Below are 22,769 nucleotides of genomic sequence, written 5' to 3'. Positions count from 1 at the left end.
TAGAAACTATTAACCAAAAATGTTTTCAGGAATGTAGGGATGTGTTCCTTCAATGACTTCACATCCGGCCTTGGCTTTTACCTTTTTCAGGAGAATGTCCTTGTGGGGACAGTGCATGGTAATGCATGGGGCAACATAAACTTTGTTGGGAACTTCGTCCATAGGTCCGTTCCAGAGCTTCATGTGAGCCATTCTGGTAACAATGCCTGCACCGGGGCATCCGCCACAGCCGACAATACCGACCAGTTCAGCGTCTTCAGAACAGTTTTTGAATTCACCGTCGCGGCGGTTGAAACCGACCATGCAACGGGAACAGCCGATACAGATGTCATCCATTGCCATGCTGCATCCGAGGATGACAATTTTTTCCTTACCCATGCTTTCTCTCCTTTTAAAGGTTTGCTTCCATTTTGGCCCAGATGGCTTCAATCTTTTTCCCCATGCCGTCCGGATCGTATTCAACTACGGATTGTCCCGCCAGTTGAGCTTTTGAAAAAATGGTATCGTAAGGCAGTTCTCCGGCAAGAAGAATGTCCTTCTCGGCGCAGAAAGAGCGGATTTCGTTTTCCTGTTCGGCATTGATGCCGCATTTGTTGATGATCGCCATGGAGGGAATCTTGAAATGTTCACAGAGTTTGTGGACTCTTTTCAGGTCGTGCACGGCGGAGATGGTTGGTTCAGCGACAAATACGGCGAGATCCGCATTGGTCAGGGAGGCGATAACCGGACAACCAACACCGGGAGAGCCGTCCACCAGCACTATTTCTGCACCGATTTCTTCGCCTACCTCGGCGGATGCGTTGCGCACGGTGGTGACCAGTTTGCCGGAGTTCTCTTCTCCGATGCCGAGTTCCGCATGAATCATCTGTCCGAAACGGGTTTCGGAACGAAACCACTGGCCGCAGAGGCGCGGGGAGACGGATACCGCTTCAACCGGGCAGACGTACGAGCACACGCCGCAGCCCTCGCATTTTTCGGAAATAACGGCGAAGTCATCGGATATGGCGTCGAATTTACAATGCTCGGCGCAGAGTCCGCACCGGGTGCAGAGGTCGGGATTGATTTCCGGACGCTCTCCGCTGAGGAAATCGTGTTTATCTTTTACCTCAGGATGCAGGATCAGGTGCAGGTCTGCGGCATCCACGTCGCAGTCGGCGAGCACTTTTTTGGGTCCGATGGAAGCCAGACCGGAAACCACGCTGGTCTTTCCGGTGCCGCCTTTTCCGCTGATTACTACTAACTGTTTCATTTTATTTTGCTCCGCTCACTTGTTCCTGAATTGAAGACCATATTTTTGCAAATTCGTCCTTGAATCCGGGGATTGTGTCGTAGAGCAGTTTGCCCTCGGAATATTCAGACGCGGCTTCACGGCTGTGCGGGAGCGAGCCGAGCAGGGGGACATTCTTTTCAGCAAGATATTTTTCCACCCGGTCATCGCCCATTCCGGCGCGGTTGATGACCACACCGCAGGGCTTGTTCAGGGTCTGCATGAGCTGCACGGCCAGATTGAGGTCGTGCAGGCCGAAGGGGGTGGGTTCGGTGACCAGCACTACAAAGTCGGTGCCGTCGATGGATTCCACCACCGGGCAGGAAGTACCGGGGGGACAATCCAGAATATTCACTTCCGCCCGGGGGGAAAGCTCTTTTACCGCACCGATCAGCGGCGGGGCCATTGCTTCGCCGATGCGCATCAGCCCTCTTGAAAAATCTATGTTGCCGGCTTTTCCGGTGGATGTGGTTCCGATTTCCCTTTTGCCTTTGCCGATGGCATCAGCCGGGCAGGCCAGTTCACAGAGACCGCAGCCGTGGCAGAGTTCGGAAAAACAGAGCACGGAATCCACCATCCAGATCAGGGATTTAAAACGGCAGAGTTCAATGCATTTACGGCAGGATTCGCCGATACATTTGTCTTCGTCAATGTCAGGGACGGTGAGGAATTCCTGTTTTTCAGGTCCTAAATCAGGGTTCAGGAAAAAGTGGGCATTGGGTTCTTCCACATCACAGTCGGTGAAGCTTACGCTTGTGCCCATAGAATCAAGATAGGCGGCGAAGTTAACGGCAACAGTAGTTTTTCCGGTGCCGCCCTTGCCGCTGGCAATTGCTATTTTCATGTATTTTATCCTCTGGCCATTCCGGCTTTGCAAGGACCTTGTCCTCGACCCGCCCTTGGGGAGCTATTGTTATTTCTGTTGGTAAATGGCATTGTTGCTCCTCTGTTTAAGTTATTGTCATTTTGAGATTAGCAACTGCCGTGCCTTGCTTGTAAGTGCTTTAAATTCAATGTGTTGTCATGCGGCAGGAATGTTTTGGGATTTGTTTCGGGCTTATATTTCGCCCACATTTCAAGAAAATAGGATCAAAATTAGCCCTGCTTTTGTGGGCAGGGGAAGGTTGTGTCATGAGAACTCATCTGGATTGTCTGCCATGTTTTTTGAAGATGGCCATAGCCGGGATCAGGGAGACCTGCCCCGGACGGGAAGATATACATGAAAAAGTTGTTAAGCACTGGGCTGCCGGGTTTGCTGATGCTGACCTGAACGAATCTCCGCCATCCCTTGCGGGAAGGCTTTTTCGCGAAACAGCCGAATATGTGGGTGATGTTGATATTTTTAAGGCCCAGAAGGAAGAAGCCAATGCGCGGGTTCTGGAATTATTGCCTGAGATGAAAGCCAAGGTTTTAGGCAGTGCGGACCCTCTGCTGGCAGCCATGGGGCTGTCCATCATCGGCAACTATATGGATTGTGCGGTAATGGGCGAATATGACTGGGAGGATGAGCTGGAGAATCTGGAGCATGGACTGGACCGTGAAGCTTTTGCGAAATTTCTTGATAATGTGCGCAGCCATAAGTCCCTGCTTGTTCTCGGAGATAATGCCGGGGAGATTGGGCTGGATACAATTTTAACCGGATTGCTGCGCGATGAAGGCATTAATGTGACTTATGCCGTGCGCGGAAAAAATATCCTTAATGATGCCACCATGGTAGATGCCAGAGTTGTGGGTATGACCGATCTTTGCGAGGTGGTTACTTCCGGGGTTGATACTCCCGGTACCGTGCTCAATCGCTGCAGCCCGGAATTCCGCACCCGGCTGGATAAATCCCCGGTGATACTCAGTAAGGGGCAGGGTAATTTCGAATCTCTCTGGGGCGTAAAACCTGATGTTTATTATGCTTTCAAGGTGAAATGTCCGGTGGTGGCCGATGTTACCGGGCATCCGGTTAAAACGTCTCTTTTTTGTCAGGAAAAATAATTTGTCAGGAGAAATAGCCCGGCTGTTCCCTTACTTTTTTCAGTCTTATGCCGTATAGATTATAGATTGGCGGCAAATGTTCAACACAGGTGTTCTCAGTGCTTCTGCGGGTAAAAAAACTTTTCTGGATTCTGTTTATCCTTTTCGATCTCTGCATTCTGGCGGCGGTTGTTGGGGGAGTGTATTATCTGGAATCAGATGAGCCGCGTCTTGAACTGGAGAAATTTCTCAGTGCCAAGCTGGACCGGGAAGTTCATTTTCATGAAAATTTCAAGCTGATTTTTTACCCCTGGCTGGGCGTGGATACCGGCCCGGTTACTGTTTCCGCTCCGCAGGGAGAGTCTTATCCCCATCAGCTGACCGTGCATGATATTGATTTCAAGGTCCGGCTCCTGCCTCTTTTAAGCGGCGAGTTGGAAGTGGATACCATTATTGTGGATTCCCCTTCACTGCATGTGGACCGACGCAAGGACGGTTCGCTTAATCTGCCTCTGCTCAATGCTGCTGACGAGGCCGGGGCCGAAAATGACGGGAGTCGGTATTTCGATTGCTTCAGCGTGCGCGGGGTCAGTGTTCTCAATGCCACCTGTGCCTACAATGATCGGGGCAGCGGTAATTCCTTCAAGGTTTCCGGGGTTAATATTCGTACCGGGCTGTTGCGCAAGGATACTCCGCTGGCCTTTGATCTCAGTGCCGTGCTCGATGCCGAGCTGTTCAACATCAAGGCTAAAACGGACCTTAAGGGGCTGATTGATTTTTCCGTGCAGGAAAAACGGTTTTCACTTTCCGAGACTTCCCTCGCACTTAAACTTGAAAGTGATGAACTGCTTGGTGCCGGGGAAACCGTGGAAGGCATAGCTTCACTTGATTTCAACCTCGTTGAGGGACGGGTGGATGTAAAGGGATTGGTTCTTCAGGGGGCGGGAATCCGTTTGTCCGGCGCGGCCAATTGTACTGATATTTATCATGACCCGGATTTCAGGGGCAGGTTGAAATCAACGAAGTTTGATCCCAAAAAAGTTTTTTCCAGATTCACCCCCATTCCTATTCCGGAAGAGTACAAGGATATCCTGAATCAGGCTTCCTTTGCGATGGATTTCCATTCCACCCTTGAAAAGACTGAACTTTCCAACATGGTTCTGGCGGTTGATAAAACCGTAATCAAAGGTGATTTTTCGCTCAAAGATTACCGCAGCCCGTGGTTGGAATTTGACGTGCGGGCGGATTCTGTCATCTTTGATCCCTACGAGAAGCTCTATGATCTTGAAAAGCAGATCAATGGAAACGGTACTGCTGCAAGCGAAAGCAAACCGCAGGAAAACCCTCTGCGACATATGGTCATTGCTGATCTGGTGCGCAAAATCCCCTGCAACGGCAAGCTGGCCGTGGATCATTTTTCCTATGACGGCATAAAGCTTGATGATGTGGCCCTTGCTGTTTCACCGGGACCGAAAATCGTGGACCTCAGTATCGGCAAGGGGTCGTATCTGGATGGGGATTTTATTCTTTCCGCAGATCTGGCCTTTGATGAAAAACGCGAATCAGGAGTCGTATACCTGAATAGCCGGGGCAAGATTTCTCCTTTTTCGCTGGCCCGGCTGCCTCTCGATGTAAAGGGTTTGAAATTTCATGCCGGGAAGGCCGCTTTCAATCTTGCCGGGCTGACTTCAAACGGACGTACCCCGGGAGATCTGGTCCGTAATCTCAGGCTTGATTCCAGCCTTGAAGGTAAAGGCGTAGTGGCGGACCTGAAGTTCAAGGGGCTGCCTGCTGAATTACAGAAGCTGCGTGCGGAGCTGGTCGGTCTTGCTTTGAAGTTTTCTCCTTTGGGCGCGAATGTTGCGCAAAATCTGGTGGGCCGCAAAATCGACCTGCAGTTTTCCGGCTCTTTTCTTGAACCGGACGGAGCCTTTAAGGGAGCTTTCAACGGCGGGTTGCTGTGCAGCAGAAATGATCCGGCAAATGTTGAGATCAAGGATGCGAAGTTTGATTTTTCCATCGGCGGCAAAGGTGTTCCGGTCATTAAAAAAGAAGTTTCCTTGAGCGTTGCAGGTGGCGGGGCAGTGAAGTCCGGCAAGTTGATGCTGGATAATTTTGCTTTAAAAAGCGGCGATATAAATCTGCACGGCAACATCTATGCTCTACGGCTGGGCACTGAAACAGCTACCGCAAAAGGCGAGCTCAAGCTGCCCAAAACCGGGTGTTCCGGTTTTTTTGAACTCTTCGGGGTGGAAAAACCTGAAACCAATGATCCTGATGCCTTTGATACGGTTGAGCTGGACAGTTCCTTCCAGCTCAATGGTGAGAACCTGACTCTTCGGGTGAACAAATGCAGCCTTGATAATGCCGCGGCAGAGGCCACTTTTCAGGTTTCGGATTTTAAAAATCCGTTCCTGAACTTCGTCATCAAGGCTGATAATGTGGACGTGGACCACTTTCTCCCGCCGAGCATGCAAAAGCTCAGCAAGGACAGCGATGAGAGCAGTTCCGGCAAAGAAGGCGAATTGGATAAGGTTCAGAAATTCAAGCTGCCGGAATGGCAGTTCCCGGATGAATTGATCGGCGCGATAAATGCCACCGGAAAGGTGGAGTGTAATTATTTTCGTATTTTTGATTTCGGGGCCAGCAAGGTCAGCGCGGATGTGGATATGCAGGATGCTGTCATCGATATCCACAATATGAAAGCGAATTTTCATGAAGGCAATCTGGCCGGAAAACTTGATCTGGGGCTTAAGAACGGAACGGTTTCCCTTGGTACGGATATAGAGGTCCGGGGATTTCAGGCCGGGTTGTTTTTTGTGGATTACGTGGGCCGTGATTACGTGAAGGGTAAAACCGACGCCTCCCTGAAGATCAATGGCCGTTCCACTGCCAATATTGATTTTGTGGATACCCTGACCGGAGGACTGGCCTTCAAGATTGTTGACGGCTCCTATCTTTTTGCCGCTACTGCTGAAAAAGACGTCAAGGAGCAGAAAGCACCCAGTCCGACCGGATTTTCAATTATGAAGGGTGCGATTAACGGTAAGGACGGGAGATTCCAGGTCGCTGACTATCTGCTCAAAACCAACTACCTGACCGCCACAGCCTCAGGCGGGTTCAGTTTCCCGGATGATTCAATCAACCTGCGGGTAAATGCTGATATCATTAAGCTTCCCAACCTTTACCTTAAGCTGGTCAATGCTTTTCTTGATGCCATGACCGGGGTCAACGTGACTGTGACCGGAAGGCTGAGCAACCCCAAGGTCGAAGTGAAAGGGCTGGAGCGTTGGGGCGATGTCCTGAATGATGTGCTCGGTCTGCCGGAGCAGTCTTTTATGTTTTTCAGGAAGCTGATATTCTGATATGGTCCACTAAATCGGACAGTTATTTGCTGTTGATCCTGTAATATCCCATTATCCTTCAGGGGGACGTGATGACCGGCGGAAAAGTAGGACAGCGGATTTCAGACTTTTTTATAAATGAAATCTGGGACTGGGGTTCTTCCCACGACAGAGGACCGCTCAGGTTTCTGCTCACCATGGCCCGTATCGGCTATCTGGTGACAGTGGGATTCCTTAAGGACCAGTGCATCATCCGTGCTTCTGCGCTTACATTCACCACCATGCTTTCCATTGTCCCGTTTCTTGCGGTTGCCTTTTCTTTGATGAAGGGTATGGGCTTTCAGGATTCCAACTATATTCACGACATGCTGCTCAAGGTCTCTGCCGGAAGGGAGGAAGTGGTCGGTAAGATACTTGAGTATGTGGATAACACCAATGTGCAGACTCTGGGCTGGATCGGGGTGGCAACCCTGCTTTTTACCGTTCTTTCCACCGTCGGTACGGTTGAGAAGGCTTTCAACATTATCTGGAAGGTTCGTCATGGCCGAACCTTCTGGCGCAAATTCACAGATTTTTTCTCGGTTATTTTTATCTGCCCGGTGGCGGTGATTGTTGCTACCAGTGTCAGTGTTTCCATTAAGAAGCAGGCTGTGTTGCAGCAGTTTGAAAATATTTACGGAGTTACGGAGCTGGAGAGTTTTCTGATCAGTCTGGCTCCGCTGGTGCTGATCTGGCTTGCGTTCACTTTCATCTATGCTTTCATGCCCAACACCCGGGTGCGCATTACCAGTGCGCTGGCTGGGGGAGTTGTTGCCGGGACAGTCTGGCAGATGGCCCAGTGGGCTTATATCAACTGGCAGATCGGGGTCAGCAAGTATAATGCTATTTACGGCAGTTTTGCGCAGTTGCCGCTCTTTTTGGTCTGGCTTTATGCCAGCTGGGTCATCGTCCTGCTCGGTTCGGAGATAAGTTATGCGGTGCAGAATGTGATGCTTTATCGCCAGCAACGGTTCATGCCCGATGCCGGGGTGGAGGATATGCAGAAATTCTCCCTGCTGGCCCTAAGCCTGATGGCTCTGCGGTTTGAGCGTTCCGAAGCTCCGTACGATGTTGAGGAACTGGCCGGGGAGGTCGGGGTTCCGGTACGTTTTATTTCTCCGCTGATGGATAAGTTTGTGGAGGGCGGTATTCTGGTCAAAGGGGCGGATGAGAGCAGTGAAATTTATATTTTTGCTGTTTCGCCGAAACATGTGACCATGCTGCAGGTCATGGGAATTCTTTCCGGTACCGGCAAGGGAGCCAGTACGGTGGTGGAGAATCCGGGCATGCTTTTTGTCTCCAAAATGATTGATGACATCAAGACGGTTATCCGGGAAAGCGGATGTGATGTTTCCCTGTACCAGTGTGCGGAGAATATGGATAAGTTTTTGAAGAGACTGCCTGCTAATCCGGTGCAAGCTGAAGATAGTGTTGAGTTGTGAGGAGAGAATGGATCAGGTCTTTTATAAAGATGTATTGGAAGCGTTAACTGACGGTGTCATTTTTGTTGCCACAGCACCTTGTTTCTGAAGATCTGGCGTGATATCGGTATGGTGAAGATTGGAAGAAGGCAAAATATTTGCGCTTACTCTTAATCTCAACAGGTTGAACAGCGGTATAATCCTTGCGGAAGAAAAAACACGTGCCGCAGACAACTCAAATAGTGCTTCACTGCGAAATGCACTTTCCATGCGAAACCTCTAGTTTGGGAGATACCAATGAAGCTGTCGATTCTGATCACAACCGCTGCCTTGCTGTTGAGTGTCGCCTTGGCTACCCCCTGCCTCGCTCAAAAAAAAGCCGAATGGCACTGGCTGGACTGCACGCGAATGCCGAGTGGAAACTGGAGCAAGTACTGCACTTCGGCAAATTGGGAAAAATACGGCGATGAACGCCGGTTCAAAGGCCTTTGCACCGGGAAACTTGTGCGGCATTGGCCCTATATCTCATGCAAGGAAGTCCTTGATTGCAACTACAAGATCGACCTGGACCGGAATACCGGCTGGTTCAAGTGCGCCGAGTAGACTGATCTCTCCTACTCCAGAAGAAACCAATTAATCACTCGACTTTCGGAGTTGTAGATTCCCATAGATGCGGAAGACATCGGCATCGGGCAGGGCTGCCATTGTTCATCGTGACAACAGTACTTGCGAGGACTTTTGCTCGACCGGGGCTTTTCTTTATTTTACGGTAAATTGCTTCAACGGTCATGCGCTCATTTTTTAATTCTCAATCTGCTCCGTACTCCTGAACCCGCCGCCCAGTTCATAATAGAGGGTCTTGGCCACTTCCAGAATTACATATGGAGCTATGCGGTAATTCTTCCACCATTCTGTTTTTGGGGGATTGTATGGTGTTGAAACTACGCATATTTTTATGCCGGGCGGAAGTGTTTCCCGGAATATGGTCCCGGCCCGGCGTGTGTGCAGGCGCGAGGTCACCAGAATCAGCGATTTTATACCGGACGGAAGTGCTTTTTTGAGTTCTTCCGCTTCTTCAATTGTGCTGACATTGGCATTGCCGAAAAAAACGTAATCACCGGACTTTACACCCTGTTTTTGCAAAATTTGTTCAAATATTTCCCACTGGAAAGGGAAGCTGATGCCCAATTCCTTGACTGCCTTTTTTTCCGGGGCCACCACAGGTTTGCTGATCAGTAATCTGGGGGCATAGCCTTTGTTATATAATTCCGCAGCGTAAATGGGCCGATAGTAATTGCCCGCCAGCACCACGATGGCATCCGCCTTTTCAAGCTGGTCCTCTTTATGGAGCAGGGTGGGGGCATAGAAAAAAAGCACTGCCGCCGCCAGTATCCCGGCAACGGTCAGTGCTCCAATCAGCGTTAATAACGGTCTGATAATTTTCATTATTTAACCGGGGATTCGTAAACAGCTTCGTACTTTTTCCTGAGATCGGCGAATGTACCATTCTCAATGGCATCCCGTGCTTCTTCGGTGAGTTTGAGGAAGAAGCGCAGGTTGTGGATTGAGTTCAGCTGATAGGAAAGCAGTTCCTTGGCCGCGTAGAGGTGGCGCAGGTAGGCTTTGCTGAAGGTGCGGCAGGTGTAGCAGTCGCAGTTGGGGTCCAGCGGGGAGTCATCTTCGCGGTACTGGGCGCGTTTGATATTGACCTTGCCGAGGCTGGTGTACAGGGTGCCGTTGCGTGCGTTTCGTGTGGGCAGTACGCAGTCGAACATATCTACACCGTTGGCGATGCCTTCGAGGATATCCAGCGGAGTGCCCACGCCCATGAGGTAGCGGGGCTTTTCTTCCGGCAGTTTGGGACCGATGTGCTGCAGGATGTCGTACATGTCCGGGATGGGTTCACCTACACTCAGGCCGCCGATGGCGAATCCTTCAAAGGGAATCTCGCGCAGCTGCTCAAGTGATACTTCACGCAGGTCCTTGTGGAATCCGCCCTGCACGATACCGAACATGAGCTGGTCGCCGGAGCCTACGGGATAGGCATCGCGACAGCGTTTGGCCCAGCGGGTGGTCATTTCAAGGGATTTGGCGGTGTAATCGCGGTCATGTCCGTAGCCCACGCATTCATCTAGTACCATCATAATATCGGAACCGATGTTGTTCTGGATGGAAATGACTTTTTCCGGAGAAAAGAAATGTTTTGAGCCGTCCAGGTAGGAACGGAATTCCACGCCCTGCTCGGTGATCTTACGAATCGATTCAAGGCTGAAGACCTGAAATCCACCGCTGTCGGTGAGGATGGGCTTATCCCAGTTGGCAAATTTGTGCAGACCGCCACGGCGGGCAATGAGGTCGTCACCGGGACGCAGGTAGAGGTGGTAGGTGTTGCCGAGGATGATCTGGGAGTTGATCTCTTTCAGGTCACGCGGTGAAACAGCTTTAACCGCTCCCTGTGTTCCCACAGGCATGTAGACCGGGGTCTGGATTTCACCATGGGCGGTCATAAGGGTTCCGCGGCGGGCATGGCCGTCGGTGGCATGTACGGTAAAAGTTCCGGGTTTCTTTTTTTCTTCACTCATTATTTTTTCTCAATTCCGTTTTGCGGACAGATATCGTTAAGTTCACAGATGTTGCATTTGGGACTGCGGGCCGAACATATTTCCCGGCCGTAGAGCACAAGGACATGGTTGGCATCGCCCCAGTTTTCGCGTTTAAAAAGCGGCATCAGGTCTTTTTCAATGACATTGGGATTGGTGGATTCGGTCAGACCCATCCTGAATGAAAGCCGTTTCACATGGGTATCCACGGCCACCCCTTCGTGTACGTCCATGGCGTTGGAAAGTACAATGTTGGCGGTCTTGCGGGCTACACCGGGCAGCTTGATCATATCTTTCATGGTCCGGGGCATTTCACCGCCGAATTCATTCATGACCAAATCCGCCGCGCCTTTAAGGTTTTTGGCCTTGTTGCGGAAAAGTCCGGTGGAGCGGATGACCTCTTCAACTTCGGAAAGGTCCGCTTCATTCATTTCCGCCGGACCGGGCCATCTGCGAAAAAGCTCCGGGGTAACCTTGTTGACCCGCACATCAGTGCACTGGGCGGCCAGAGCCGTGGCAACCATCAGTTCCCATGCGTTGCTCCAGTCCAGTTCCGGTTCCGGGTTGGGGTACCGTTTGATCAAGCGGTCATAAATTTCCGTTGCTCTTTGCAGAGTTTTTTTATCCGGGGTTTTCAATTTCATAATGTCTGCTGTGGGCTATCATTTCTTTATGTGGTTTTCAACAGCCTGATAAATGTTGCCGTTCATGTCAAATCATGTATCATTTAATATAAATCCAGAATGGAGGAACTGAAAATGAAAATAGTATTAAGTCTGATAGTTGCGGTTATTTTTACCGTATCCGGTCTCGGTCTTTCTGTTTCCGGCGCCGTGGACGGTTCCGATCTTGTTTTTGCTAAATGTTCCGGCTGTCACAGCCTGAAGCGTGTCTGCCGGGGCTTAGGCAAAAAAGATCTTGCTGCATGGGAGAAAACTACCCAGCGCATGGCTGAAATGGGCATGACCGTAACTGCCGACGAGCTGGACGGTATCAGCAATTACCTTGCAAACGCCAAGCCCGGTGAAAGTCCTGTATGTAAATAATGATTTGTCGGGAGGACAATATGTCCGTAATGCTGGTTTACATTACCGCAGGTGATGTGGAAGAAGCACGTGAAATAGGCGGCGAGCTGCTCATGCGCCATTTGGCCGCCTGTGTGAATATCTTGGAGAAAATGGAGTCCATGTACTGGTGGGAAGGCAAGCTGGAACGTTCCGCTGAAGCTGTGCTGATTGCCAAGACCACTCCTGAGCTGGTTGAAAAGTTGATTGAGACGGTAAAAAGTATTCATAGCTATGATTGCCCGGCCATTGTGGCTCTTGAGGCAAAGCAGGGCAATGAAGACTTTTTTGAATGGATAAAGAGCCATACCAAGTAGCCTTTAATTGACTTTCTCATACAAGAAAGCTTACCCTCTGCCCGCTAAACTTAAGCGGGCAGAGTTCTTTTCTGCCTTATCCAAATTCTATTCAGGAGTTCATACAAATGCAGATATTGGTTTCCGGTTCTTTGGCCTATGACAGAATTATGAGTTTTCCCGGCAGCTTCGCCGATCATATCCTGCCCGATAAAATCCACATGCTGAATGTGTGCTTTCTGGTGGACGGCCTTGATGAACGTTTCGGAGGTACAGCCGGAAACATCGCTTATGCCCTTTCCATGCTTGATGAAAAGCCTGTTATTCTCGGTACTGCCGGTAAGGATTTTGACGGCTATGAAAAATGGCTGGACGATAACAAGATCACCCGCGAAGGCATCAAGCGCGTTGATGACGAATTCACCGCCGGTGCTTACATCACCACTGACAAGTCTGACAACCAGATTACCGGATTCAACCCCGGTGCCATGAAATACGGTTGCGATTACGATTTTTCAGGCGTGAACCCTGCAGACGCACTGGCTATCGTCTCCCCCGGAAACCTTGACGATATGCAGAATTTCCCCAAGGTTTACCGTGAAAAGGGTGTTTCTTACATCTACGATCCGGGCCAGAACATTCCTGCATTCAGCGGTGAACAGCTGCTGGAAATGATTGGCGGCTGCAAGATTCTTGTTTCCAATGACTACGAGCTGGAAATGATCATGAAGTCCACAGGCAAGACCCGTGACGAGCTTATGGAAATCTGCGATTCCATCATCGTTACCCTCGGCGAACATGGCTGCCTCGTGGTTGAAAAAGACGGCGAAACCAAGGTTCCCGCTGCCAAGGCTGAAGTTGTAGAAGATCCCACCGGAGCAGGCGATGCATTTCGCGCCGGACTGATCAAAGGCCTTGCCATGGGTAAAAATCTGGTTGAAGCCGCTCACGTGGGTGCGGTCAGCGCAGTTTACTGCGTTGAAAAACTGGGCACTCAGGAACACTCCTACACCGAGGAAGAGTTCTGGGCGCGTTACGAAACCAATTTTGGCTCAGTCAGCCGATAAAGCACCATCTGCTTCGTTGCTGCGAAAAAGTCTGAAACTCACGTATGCGTAATACGCATCGTTCCAGTCTTTTTCTTGCGCCTTGCATCTGGCACTTTCTCGACTGCCTGAGAAGCTTAGTGTTATCAAGCCGGAATCCTGTTTACAGGGTTCCGGTCTTTTTTTTTGCCAAAAACAGCTGTAAGTAATCGCCCTGATCCTGTATCCTTAATTTAAAATCCGGAGGATGGATCATGATTGAAATCACCGCCGCCATGCTTGAAGAATATCTGAGGGAAGCTTACGGTCCCGGTGCGTCCCTTGTGGATTACGGGGATATCGGATCGCTGGATAAACAGGGCATGAAAAAGTTCGGCTACGGCAAGCCGCTGCTGGTTGTCTTTAAAGTGGACGGTGAGGAGCGCGAGACCGTTATTTCAGTCATGAAAGGGGATAATTACGGGCACCAGTTTTATTGGGACAGGGCGGCTGTGCTCATGTTTCAGTATGAAACTTCTGCCCGGCTGGAGCGACATGTCAAGCCCATGGGCATCGGCTACATTACCGGTGGAGGTAATATGCGTCCCCTTAGTGAACCAAGGGAGTTTTTCATCCTCAATGAAAAGCTGCAGGGCTATGATTACTTTCACGACCTTGACCGTATCCGCAAAGGTGATTTTCAAAAGCAGGACGAGCAGAACAGTGTTGATCTAGCTACATGGCTGGCGGACATTCATTCAGTGAAGCACAATGATCCGCATCTCTATAAACGGCGTATCCGTGATCTGATCGGTTCCAGTGAATGCATCATGGGGCTGGTGGATGAGGCATTTGACCACCCTTGCGACTTTTTTTCTCAGGACCGTTTTGTGAATCTGGAGAAGAAGCTCATCGACTGGCGTTGGAAGCTTTTTCATTACACTCACCGCCTTTGTGCGGTACATGGCGATTTCCATCCCTGGAATGTGCTTATGGCCGGGCCGGAAGGGTTCAGTGTGCTGGACCGCAGCCGGGGGGAGTGGGGCGAACCCGCCGGGGACCTCTGTTGCATGGCGACCAATTATATTTTGTTCGGCCTCTATGCTGACGGCCGTTTTTCCAGCAAATTCCGTAAAATGTATATGAGCTATATGGAAACTTACCTTGAAAGTACCGGGGATATCGAGGTATTGCAGGTCATGGCCCCGTTTTTTGTCTTCCGGGGTTTGGTCATTGCTTCCCCGGTCTGGTATCCGGACCATCCTCAGGAAGTGCGTGATGCATTGATGCGTTTCATTGAAAATGTTCTTGAAGATGAGGTCTTCGATTATGTCCAATTTGAACGGTATATGCGTTAACAGAAACTGGGCCGTCTGGATTACTGGATTGCCCGGATGCGGCAAGAGCACCATTGCCGAAAAGCTCTATGAGCAGTTGCGTGAGGAAGGGGTGAAGGTTTTCCTGCTCAGTATGGATGAACGGCGCAAACTTTATACTCCGAATCCTGAATATACCTGCGATGAACGGCAGCGGGCCTATAACCTCTTTGTTGAGGATGCCGTATCCATTATGGAATCCGGGCGGTGTGTCATCATGGATGGTGTGGCCCATGAACGTTGCTGGCGAAATGATGCCCGCGAGAAGATCGGCTATTTTGCCGAAGTCTACCTGCGTTGTCCCATGGATATGGCCATGAAACGTGAAGCCGGACGGCAGCAGGGGCTGGTCATGGCCGGGCTCTATGAAAAGGCGCTTGAGCGGCAGCGCACCGGAAAGCAGTATGAAAATCTCGGCGAGGTTATCGGCGTGGATGTGAAGTTTCAGGAAGATCACAATGCCGAGTGTATTGTGGATACAGCCGGGAAAAATCCTGATGAAGTTTTTGAAGCTGTTATTAATTGTCTGCAAAAGTGGCGCAGGATGAACGGGATTTGCTGATTTTTATTTCAAAATGTTTTACTGGGGACTTGGTTGCAATAAATAATTTTTAGAAGGTGTTTGCTGTGAGAAAAATTCTACTTTCAATGTTGATGTTGCTGGTCGTTGTTTCTGCTGCTGTTTCCGCCGGGGCTGCCGGGGAGGAAGAGGTTCGGGATCAGATCGAAGATGTTCTTTTTGAGTACAAGGATGCATACAATCTGCGTGGTTTTGATGCCGTCAGGGCTCTTTATGCAGATAATGCGGTGGTCATGTCCTTTCCCTGCAAATCAAAAGAACTGCGTCAGTTCTCCGATTTCAGTGCCAGTCTGCCCCAATGCTCATCCTACTGGCTGGAAAGTTCTTTTAAGCTGCGTCTGTTCAATATTACTTCTTTTAAGATGGATGGCGACAAGTGCTGTGTCCGGTTGAAATGGGATTACCGCAGCAATGACGGACGCGGCAAATTCACCCCTTCCTTTGAATTCCTGCGCAAAGACGGCAGGTGGCTGATCGTAAAAGAAACCTATGGCCGCAAAGCAGAGTAATAAAAACAGGCAGGCGGTCCTTGCTCTTGGGGCATTGGGTGTTGTTTTCGGCGATATCGGCACCAGTCCTCTTTACGCCATGAAAGCCTGTTTCAGCGGGCATCATGCCATTGCGCTGAATCCGGCCAATGTGCTGGGCGTGCTTTCGCTGATCATCTGGTCCCTGCTGATTGTTATCTGTCTGAAATATGTAACCTTTGTCATGGCCGCGGATAACGAGGGCGAGGGCGGAATTTTCGCCCTTTATGAGCTGGTCAGCCATAAGGGCCGACGCAGGTCCGCTTCCTTTATGCTTTTCGCAGCCATGATCGGCGGGGCACTGCTCTATGGAGACGGGGTGATAACCCCGGCCATTTCCGTTCTTTCAGCCATTGAAGGGCTGGATGTGGTCACCACTGCCGCAGACCGGTACACTCCGCATATCGCCTGCACCATTCTGCTGGCCCTTTTTGCTTTTCAAAGCAGCGGCACAGATAAGATCGGACGGTTGTTCGGTCCGGTTATGCTGGTCTGGTTTACGGTTATCGGTGCCTTCGGGCTGCTCTCCGCTGTAGGTAATCCTGAAGTTCTACAGGCTTTCAGGCCCTATTACGCGGTGCGTTTTTTTGCTGAAAACGGTCTGGCCGGGTGTATGGTTCTAGGGGCTGTCGTGCTCTGCGTTACCGGAGGCGAGGCTCTTTTTGCAGACATGGGGCATTTCGGGCGCAGGCCGATTACTCTTGCGTGGTACTGTATTGCTCTGCCCAGCCTGCTGCTCAACTATCTGGGGCAGGGGGCCATGCTGATTCGTGACCCACAGGCAATTCTCAATCCGTTCTTCAGTATTTTTCCCAAATTCCTGACCCTGCCCATGGTCGTACTGGCAACTTTTGCGGCGATCATCGCCTCACAGGCCATTATTTCCGGGGCTTTTTCCCTTACCGCTCAGGCCGTACATCTCGGCTTTGTTCCCCGCATCCGTATTTTGCAGACCTCGAAAGATAATCCGGGGCAGGTTTACGTGCGTTCTGTGAATTGGATTATGGCCGCGCTGTGTATTTTTCTGGTGCTCTATTTTAAAGGATCGGAACATCTGGCCGGAGCCTACGGGATTGCCATTACCGGAACCATGGTGATTACCACCTACCTGTTCTGGTTCTACCTGCGCAGGGTGCGAAATTGTCCGTGGATACTGGCTGCCGTGCTGACCGCTTTTTTCGCGGTTTTTGATCTTGGCTTTTTTATTGTGAATTTCACCAAGCTTGCCGGGGGCGGCTGGTTTCCGCTGCTCTTGGCCGGACTTATTGCTTACGGCATGACTGTATGGATATGGGGCCGGGCCAAGCTTCGTGAACAGTTGCAGGCCCGCGGGCTGGAAGTTTCCGATCTGGAACCGGAAATTGAAAAGTACATGCTGGCCAAAGTTCCGGGGGAGGCGGTGTTTCTGTCTGCTTCAGAGTTCGTCCCCCATGCCTTTCTGCAGCATCTGCGTAACAACCGGGTGGTGCACGAAAAACTGGTTTTCCTGCGGGTGAATACCTCCAGCGAACCCTATCTGGATGCGCACAATCGTATTTCCCTGAAAAGTATTGATAAGAATATCTATTGGATGACCGTGAATTACGGATTCATGGAAAAGCCGAATCTCTCGCTGATTCTGGTGCAGACCTGGAATCAACTGGGGCTTAGCAGTACAGACAGCTATTTTTATATCGGGCGTATGCAATTGCGTTTTGACAAGGAAAATCAAAAACACCTGTTACGCAGAAAAATTTTTATCCTGCTCAGTTCGGTAGCAGAAGATCCCCTTGATTACCTGCGTATTCCGGCAGAGAAGGTGATCAGTATCGGCACGGCGGTAAAAGTATAAAAAGAAGGTCCGGGGCAGTCAGTCCCGGACCTTCCTTCATTTAGAGAGTTGAGCACAATAAGCCCAAGCCTTGTTACTGGATAAATTCGCTCATGAAATCGTACACAAGTTTCATTTCATCTTCCAGAACATGCAGGTTTTTTTCTGAAAGCTCCTTATCTCCGTCACGGGCACTGTATTCCAGTCTCAGGCAGGCTTCGCGGACCCTATCGGCTCCCATGGTGGCTGCTGCGCCTTTCAGGGAGTGGGCAAGGTATTTCAGTTCGTCCATTTCTTCGGCTTCAAAGGCTTCCCTTATCTTGGTGACCCGTGCGGGTTCATCGCGCAGGAATACCCCGAATAATTTAGTCAGGAATTCCTTTTTGGTAGAGGCCATGGAAGCCAGCCAATCCTTGTTTATTACTTCGATATTTTCCATCGGACCAACATAATCCAAATCATAATCTATTTCTACCGTTTTCGGTTCTTGAGGCATGAAATAAGTGGACAGTGTTTACTTTGCAGGAATAAGTGGATAAATTTCAGCACGATCAAAACATTCATAATCAACAATTGCAGCAGGAAAACCAATGCCCAAAGCTTCAGTCCTACTACCTGTCTATAATGGTCAACAGAGTATTGCGCGTTCTTTGAAATCCCTGCTGCGCCAGACTTATACTGATTTTGAAATCTGCATCATCAACGACGGTTCCACTGACGGGACCCTTGATGTGCTTTCCCGGTTTTCTGATCCAAGGATAAAAATCCATACATTGGATGAAAATGCCGGACTGGTCAGCGCGTTGAATATCGGCATTGATAAGATTGACGCAGATTATGTCCTCAGGCTCGATGCTGATGATGTCTGCCATGAAGACAGGATCGGCAGGCAGGTCCGATTTATGGAAGAAAATGAATCCGTCAGCCTTTCCGGCACATGGTGCCATATAATCGATCGCAAACAGCAGAAACGGATTCAGCAGGTTCCCACCGGGAATGACGACCTGAAGGCCCGGCTGTTTTTCAATAATCCTTTTGTGCATCCTTCAATGATTTTCAGGCGTGAAGCCTTGCAGAAACATAAGTACAGTGATGAGTACAGATATTGCGAGGATTACGGACTCTGGGTTGAGATGTCCATGGATGAGACTATTTTTTTTGCAAATATCCCTGAACCGCTGGTCTACAAGTTTGAAAACAAGGGCGAGAATATTTCCCATCTGCGCTATGAGGACCAGCTTCGTTCGTGTTCAATATTGAGAGGTAAATTACTGCAGCATATCGGCATGGCTTTTTCTGCCGATGATTTCAGCCTGCACGATGCCGTCGCTATCAATTCAATCCCGGATATTGCTGACATTTCAGTGCAGCAGAGAGTCGAAGCATGGCTTATGCGTTTGCAGCAGGCCAACAATAAAGCCGGATACATCCCGCCGCGCAGCTTTGATTTTGAACTGGCCCAGCGTTGGATTTCTGTTTTCGAACATGGACTCAGTTCCGGTCAGGTGAGTGCGGGGCAGGTCCTGTCTTCGCCGCTGATCAGCAGTCTTGATAAGGCGCAGATCTGCCTTTTTGAGGCTCGGCTGGTCTAATTCTGATCAGCCTTTCACGCATATAACCGGGCGCAGCCGGGCAACCTTTTCCGCAATTCCGGCTGTCCGGGTCGATTCAATTATCGCATCCACATCTTTGTATGCAAGGGGGGCTTCTTCGGCGATCCCTTTGATGGAACCGCTGCGGATGATGATCCCGCGCCTGCTCAATTCCTTCTGAATTTTATTACCCTTGAATGATTTGCGGGCTTTGGCCCGGCTCATGAGCCTTCCGGCACCGTGGCAGCAGGAAGAAAATGATATTTCCGCTCCTTGTTTTGTACCGGCCAGAATGTATGATGCCGTGCCCATGCTCCCGCCGATGATGACCGGCTGGCCGTGTTTTTTGAACTCGCGGGGGAGTTTAGGGTGTCCCGGACCGAGTGCGCGGGTGGCTCCTTTGCGATGCACCCAGAGATTTTTCTTTTTGCCGTTCACCTTGAATTCTTCGCGCTGACAGGTGTTGTGGCTGACATCGTAGAGCAGACTTAAGTCCGCTTGCGGCAGGATTTCAGCAAAACATTCACGCACCAGATGGGTGATGGTCTGGCGGTTGGCAAGGGCGCAATTGATACCCGCGCCCATGGCTCCGAGGTAATCCCGGCCAAGTTCGGAGTTGATGGGCGCGCAGGCAATGTCGCGGTGGGGCAGCTTGATGCCGAAGCCCGGCGCGGCTTCGGCCATCATGGGCAGGTAGTCTTTGGCGATCTGGTGGCCCAGTCCCCGGGAACCGCAATGAATGCTGACCACAATATCATCCATGCCAATGCCGAAGGCCGCTGCTTTGGCCTTGTCGTAAATTTCTTCCACATACTGCACTTCCAGATAATGGTTGCCCGATCCCAGCGATCCCATCTGGCTTTTCATGCGCTGTTTGGCTTTTTGCGGAACCTTGGCCGGGTCGGCAAAACCGCTACGTCCGTTACCCTCAATCCTGCCGAGGTCCTGCGGTTTACCGAAACCTTGACCTACAGCCCATGAAGCCCCGCCCAGCAGCATCTCATCAAGTTTGTCGCCCTCAAGAATAATATTTCCGCCGACTCCGGTACCGGAGGGAACCTGTTTAAAAAGTAAATCCGCCAGCTTGGCATCACAGGTGATCAAGTCCTGTCGTTTTAATCCAGTGATCAGGGTGCGTACACCGCAGGAAATATCAAAGCCCACGCCGCCCGCAGAAATTACCCCGTGTTTCTCATCAAAAGCACCCACGCCGCCGATGGGGAAGCCGTAGCCCGAATGGGCGTCCGGCATAGCGCATACCGGACTGACCACGCCCGGAAGGGAGGCCACATCACGCACCTGCGCAACAGTGGTGTCGTCCAGCTCAAGGATTATGTCCTTGTTGCCGAAGAACAGAGCATCCACACGCATGGGGCCGTATTTTTCCATGCGCCAGATGCAGGGGGATGTTTGTTTGAGGAGTTTGATGTTCATTTTGCCTTCGGCGACCCTGCCGGGGGCCTTAAACCCTTTTCCAAAAGGGTTTAAGAATCCCAAAACGTTTTAGTAGGGCTTCGCTGTTTAATTTGTAAAAATGCAATTGTAATAAAAAACCGCAATATCTTCAAAGATACTGCGATCAATTCTACGCCGCCTAAACGCGCTATATGCGAAGCTTAATAAAAGGTTTGAAGGATGGGGTCTGGGGAAGGAAACTTTGCAAAGTTTCCTTCCCCAGCCGCCGGAGGCATTAAAGCTTACAAAGTTCGTCGCTGGGAAGCATTTTGATTTTCTTTTCAGTGAGCAGTTCAATTGCCTGATCGGTGCGGTCGAAGCGGAAAATGATCACGGCATTGGCACCGGACTGGTGTACGAAGGCGTACATATATTCCACATTGATACCGGACCCGCGCAGCATTTCGAGCAGGTTGTGCAGTCCGCCGGGCTGGTCGTCTACTTCTACTGCTACGACAGAGGTTTTACCCACGGTGAAGCCTGCGTCTTTGAGCACTTTCTGTGCGGTTTCAAAGTCGGACACAATGAGTCTCAGGATACCGAAATCGGAAGTATCGGCCAGAGAAAGGGCGCGGATGTTGACTTTGTTTTCGGTGAGCAGACGGGTTACTTCGGCGAGTCTTCCGGCACGGTTCTCTAAGAATATGGATAGCTGGTCACATTTCATGGTGTTTCCTCGCTTTTATTGGTTAACATCTTCTTGAAGGCTGTTCAAAAATGGTGAGATGCTAGGCGCGAAAAAAGTTCAAGACCGAAGCGTACTCCGGGTACGTGAGGGTTTGAACTTTTTGAAGCAACGACGCAGATCGCCGTTTTTCAACAGCCGTTACTGATCCTGATTACGCAGGTCGATTATTCTCTGGGCCTTACCGACGGAACGCTCAATGGATTTGGGCTCCACAAGCTGAACCCGTGCGGTTACGCCAAGGAATTCCTTAATAGTTTTTTGTATCTTTCTTTCGAGACGCTGTAAATTTTTAATTTCATCGGAGAAGGACGCACCGGAAATTTCGACTTTAACGGTCAGGATGTCGAGGTTGCCGTCACGTTCAACTACCAGCTGGTAGTGCGGGGAGATGCCTTCGGTTTCGATGAGGATGGACTCGATCTGGGACGGGAAGACGTTTACGCCGCGGATGATGAGCATGTCGTCACTGCGTCCCATTACGCGATGCATGCGGGCGAAAGTGCGGCCGCAGCGGCAGGAGGTGTAATTGAGCCGGGTCAGGTCGCGGGTGCGGTAACGGATGAGCGGAATGCCTTCCTTGGTCAGGGTGGTGATGACCAGCTCGCCGGTTTCGCCGGGTGCAACGTGTTCGCCGGTTTCGGGGTTGATGATCTCAGGCAGGAAATGGTCTTCCATGATGTGCAGGCCGTTTTGCTCTTCAGCACATTCCATGGCTACACCGGGGCCCATGATCTCGGACAGGCCGTAGATGTCGAGGGCTTTGATGTGCAGCTTATTCTCAATTTCGCGGCGCATGGATTCGGTCCACGGCTCGGCACCGAAAATACCGATGCGCAGGGGCAGTCTGCTGAAATCAACGCCCATTTCCTTGCCTGTTTCGTACAGGAACAGGGCATAGGAGGGGGTACAGCAGATTACGTCCGCTTCGAAATCCTTGAGCAGCATGATCTGGCGTCTGGTGCCGCCGCCGGAAACCGGGATGATGGTCGCGCCGAGGGCTTCCGCACCGTAATGCGCGCCGAGGCCTCCGGTGAACAGGCCGTAACCGTAAGCATTGTGAATGCTGTCTTCAGGGGTTGCCCCGGCAATGGCGAAGGAGCGGGCCATCATGTCCGCCCAGTTCTTGATGTCGCGCTTGGTGTAGCCGACAACGGTAGCCTTGCCGGTGGTACCGGAAGAAGAGTGGACACGTACGATGTTCTCACGGGAAACAGCAAACAGGCCGAAGGGGTAGTGGTTACGCAGGTCCTGCTTTTCGGTGAAAGGCAGTTTTGTAAGATCGGAAAGGGAATTGATATCCTTGGGCTCAATGCCCATTTCCTTAAACTTGTTGGCGTAAAAAGGAACGTTGGCGTAAACGCGCTCGCAAAGCTGCTTAAGGCGGCTGAGCTGTAATTCTTCCAGCTCTTCCCTCGGCATTGTTTCCTTGTCTACATCGAAGATCATCGCTTGCCTCCTGATATGGCTGATCCCGGTACAGGGTTTAAGTTACAAAATAAAAAAAGCCACGGGTTATTCGCCCGTGGCCCGGTAAACTCTCGATCAGTGTGTTTGCCCATAACCACGGGATGACTATATTTCAGTCCTAAAAAAGAAAAAAAAGAAAAAGGAAAATAGGTCGTGGCTATGCATAAAGATTTCTATCGCATAAGTAATCACCCACCGTCAATAATTCATTGAATTTTCGGGGTTCTTTTTTCGTTTTCGAAAATTATTTTCACAA

General features: G+C 50.5%; 23 protein-coding genes. 12 read left to right on the top strand and 11 right to left on the bottom strand.

The genetic code is table 11. The features are described 5' to 3' along the window. Positions 1-9: 9 nt before the first annotated feature. From FMR86_RS17820 to FMR86_RS17810, 3 genes are read right to left on the bottom strand one after another with little or no spacing between them, the layout of a single operon-like run. Entirely contained in the window at positions 10-378 is a 369-nt protein-coding gene (locus FMR86_RS17820; RefSeq protein WP_163352759.1) for a CGGC domain-containing protein, read from the bottom strand. A gap of 13 nt (positions 379-391) precedes the next feature. After that, a complete protein-coding gene (locus FMR86_RS17815; protein WP_163352758.1) occupies positions 392-1,249 on the bottom strand; it encodes an ATP-binding protein in 858 nt (285 codons plus the stop codon). 1 nt (position 1,250) lies between these two features. Next, complete coding sequence (locus FMR86_RS17810; RefSeq protein WP_163352757.1) at positions 1,251-2,111, bottom strand: P-loop NTPase; 861 nt, start codon at positions 2,109-2,111, stop codon at positions 1,251-1,253. A 287-nt stretch (positions 2,112-2,398) separates the two neighbouring features. On the opposite strand from FMR86_RS17810, the gene FMR86_RS17805 reads away from it, so the two are divergent. The 3 genes from FMR86_RS17805 (at position 2,399) to FMR86_RS17795 (ending at position 8,054) form a co-directional block, all read left to right on the top strand. Then, complete coding sequence (locus tag FMR86_RS17805) at positions 2,399-3,250, top strand: DUF89 domain-containing protein (protein ID WP_163352756.1); 852 nt, start codon at positions 2,399-2,401, stop codon at positions 3,248-3,250. Positions 3,251-3,348: 98 nt separating this feature from the next. Next, positions 3,349-6,594 (top strand): AsmA family protein, encoded by a 3,246-nt coding sequence (locus tag FMR86_RS17800; RefSeq protein ID WP_373682501.1) that lies wholly within the window; start codon positions 3,349-3,351, stop codon positions 6,592-6,594. Between the two features lie 71 nt (positions 6,595-6,665). Further along, a complete protein-coding gene (locus tag FMR86_RS17795) occupies positions 6,666-8,054 on the top strand; it encodes a YihY/virulence factor BrkB family protein (RefSeq protein WP_163352754.1) in 1,389 nt (462 codons plus the stop codon). Between the two features lie 21 nt (positions 8,055-8,075). Here the strand turns inward: FMR86_RS17795 and FMR86_RS17790 are convergent, their stop codons facing one another. Next, positions 8,076-8,303 (bottom strand): hypothetical protein, encoded by a 228-nt coding sequence (locus FMR86_RS17790; RefSeq protein WP_163352753.1) that lies wholly within the window; start codon positions 8,301-8,303, stop codon positions 8,076-8,078. Between the two features lie 27 nt (positions 8,304-8,330). Here FMR86_RS17790 and FMR86_RS17785 point away from each other — a divergent pair, with 27 nt between their 5' ends. Next, positions 8,331-8,636, top strand: a complete 306-nt coding sequence (locus FMR86_RS17785; protein WP_163352752.1) for a hypothetical protein — start codon at positions 8,331-8,333, stop codon at positions 8,634-8,636. A gap of 198 nt (positions 8,637-8,834) precedes the next feature. Here FMR86_RS17785 and FMR86_RS17780 read toward each other — a convergent pair whose 3' ends face one another. Genes FMR86_RS17780 through nth form a run of 3 tightly spaced genes read right to left on the bottom strand, consistent with a single transcriptional unit; the run spans position 8,835 to position 11,277 of the window. Then, a complete protein-coding gene (locus FMR86_RS17780) occupies positions 8,835-9,479 on the bottom strand; it encodes a YdcF family protein (RefSeq protein ID WP_163352751.1) in 645 nt (214 codons plus the stop codon). Beyond that, positions 9,479-10,615: a tRNA guanosine(34) transglycosylase Tgt gene (gene tgt / locus FMR86_RS17775; protein ID WP_163352750.1), complete on the bottom strand. Its 1,137-nt coding sequence runs from the start codon at positions 10,613-10,615 to the stop codon at positions 9,479-9,481. The genes FMR86_RS17780 and tgt overlap by 1 nt, the downstream gene beginning before the upstream one ends. Then, on the bottom strand, positions 10,615-11,277 hold the full coding sequence (gene nth, locus FMR86_RS17770; RefSeq protein ID WP_163352749.1) for an endonuclease III: 663 nt from the start codon (positions 11,275-11,277) through the stop codon (positions 10,615-10,617). Before nth ends, tgt begins: the two co-directional genes overlap by 1 nt. Positions 11,278-11,391: 114 nt before the next feature. Here nth and FMR86_RS17765 point away from each other — a divergent pair, with 114 nt between their 5' ends. The 7 genes from FMR86_RS17765 (at position 11,392) to FMR86_RS17735 (ending at position 17,332) form a co-directional block, all read left to right on the top strand. Further along, positions 11,392-11,679 carry a hypothetical protein gene (locus FMR86_RS17765; RefSeq protein ID WP_163352748.1) on the top strand — a complete coding sequence of 96 codons (288 nt, stop codon included), beginning with the start codon at positions 11,392-11,394 and terminating at the stop codon, positions 11,677-11,679. A gap of 20 nt (positions 11,680-11,699) precedes the next feature. Then, entirely contained in the window at positions 11,700-12,014 is a 315-nt protein-coding gene (gene cutA / locus FMR86_RS17760; RefSeq protein WP_163352747.1) for a divalent-cation tolerance protein CutA, read from the top strand. 107 nt (positions 12,015-12,121) lie between these two features. Further along, on the top strand, positions 12,122-13,060 hold the full coding sequence (locus tag FMR86_RS17755) for a carbohydrate kinase family protein (protein WP_163352746.1): 939 nt from the start codon (positions 12,122-12,124) through the stop codon (positions 13,058-13,060). 233 nt (positions 13,061-13,293) lie between these two features. Beyond that, complete coding sequence (locus FMR86_RS17750) at positions 13,294-14,376, top strand: phosphotransferase family protein (protein WP_163352745.1); 1,083 nt, start codon at positions 13,294-13,296, stop codon at positions 14,374-14,376. After that, positions 14,348-14,956, top strand: coding sequence for an adenylyl-sulfate kinase (locus FMR86_RS17745; RefSeq protein ID WP_163352744.1), 609 nt, complete (start codon positions 14,348-14,350; stop codon positions 14,954-14,956). The genes FMR86_RS17750 and FMR86_RS17745 overlap by 29 nt, the downstream gene beginning before the upstream one ends. Positions 14,957-15,021: 65 nt before the next feature. Next, a complete protein-coding gene (locus FMR86_RS17740) occupies positions 15,022-15,483 on the top strand; it encodes a nuclear transport factor 2 family protein (RefSeq protein WP_373682500.1) in 462 nt (153 codons plus the stop codon). Continuing rightward, positions 15,464-17,332 (top strand): potassium transporter Kup, encoded by a 1,869-nt coding sequence (locus FMR86_RS17735; RefSeq protein ID WP_163352743.1) that lies wholly within the window; start codon positions 15,464-15,466, stop codon positions 17,330-17,332. Before FMR86_RS17740 ends, FMR86_RS17735 begins: the two co-directional genes overlap by 20 nt. A 73-nt stretch (positions 17,333-17,405) precedes the next feature. Here FMR86_RS17735 and FMR86_RS17730 read toward each other — a convergent pair whose 3' ends face one another. Then, a complete protein-coding gene (locus FMR86_RS17730; RefSeq protein WP_163352742.1) occupies positions 17,406-17,750 on the bottom strand; it encodes an Hpt domain-containing protein in 345 nt (114 codons plus the stop codon). A gap of 151 nt (positions 17,751-17,901) precedes the next feature. Between FMR86_RS17730 and FMR86_RS17725 the strand changes: the two genes are divergently transcribed. Next, positions 17,902-18,903, top strand: a complete 1,002-nt coding sequence (locus tag FMR86_RS17725) for a glycosyltransferase (RefSeq protein WP_163352741.1) — start codon at positions 17,902-17,904, stop codon at positions 18,901-18,903. A 6-nt stretch (positions 18,904-18,909) separates the two neighbouring features. Here the strand turns inward: FMR86_RS17725 and FMR86_RS17720 are convergent, their stop codons facing one another. The 3 genes from FMR86_RS17720 to FMR86_RS17710 form a co-directional block, all read right to left on the bottom strand. Next, a complete protein-coding gene (locus FMR86_RS17720; RefSeq protein ID WP_163352740.1) occupies positions 18,910-20,337 on the bottom strand; it encodes an RtcB family protein in 1,428 nt (475 codons plus the stop codon). A gap of 256 nt (positions 20,338-20,593) precedes the next feature. Beyond that, positions 20,594-21,025, bottom strand: a complete 432-nt coding sequence (locus FMR86_RS17715; protein WP_163352739.1) for an ACT domain-containing protein — start codon at positions 21,023-21,025, stop codon at positions 20,594-20,596. 159 nt (positions 21,026-21,184) lie between these two features. Then, positions 21,185-22,492: a phenylacetate--CoA ligase family protein gene (locus FMR86_RS17710; protein WP_163352738.1), complete on the bottom strand. Its 1,308-nt coding sequence runs from the start codon at positions 22,490-22,492 to the stop codon at positions 21,185-21,187. Between the last annotated feature and the right edge of the window lie 277 nt (positions 22,493-22,769).

Origin of the sequence: Desulfovibrio sp. JC010 (assembly GCF_010470675.1) — a bacterium.
Lineage (GTDB): Bacteria > Desulfobacterota > Desulfovibrionia > Desulfovibrionales > Desulfovibrionaceae > Maridesulfovibrio.
This window is presented reverse-complemented; position numbering and strand designations above follow the sequence as displayed.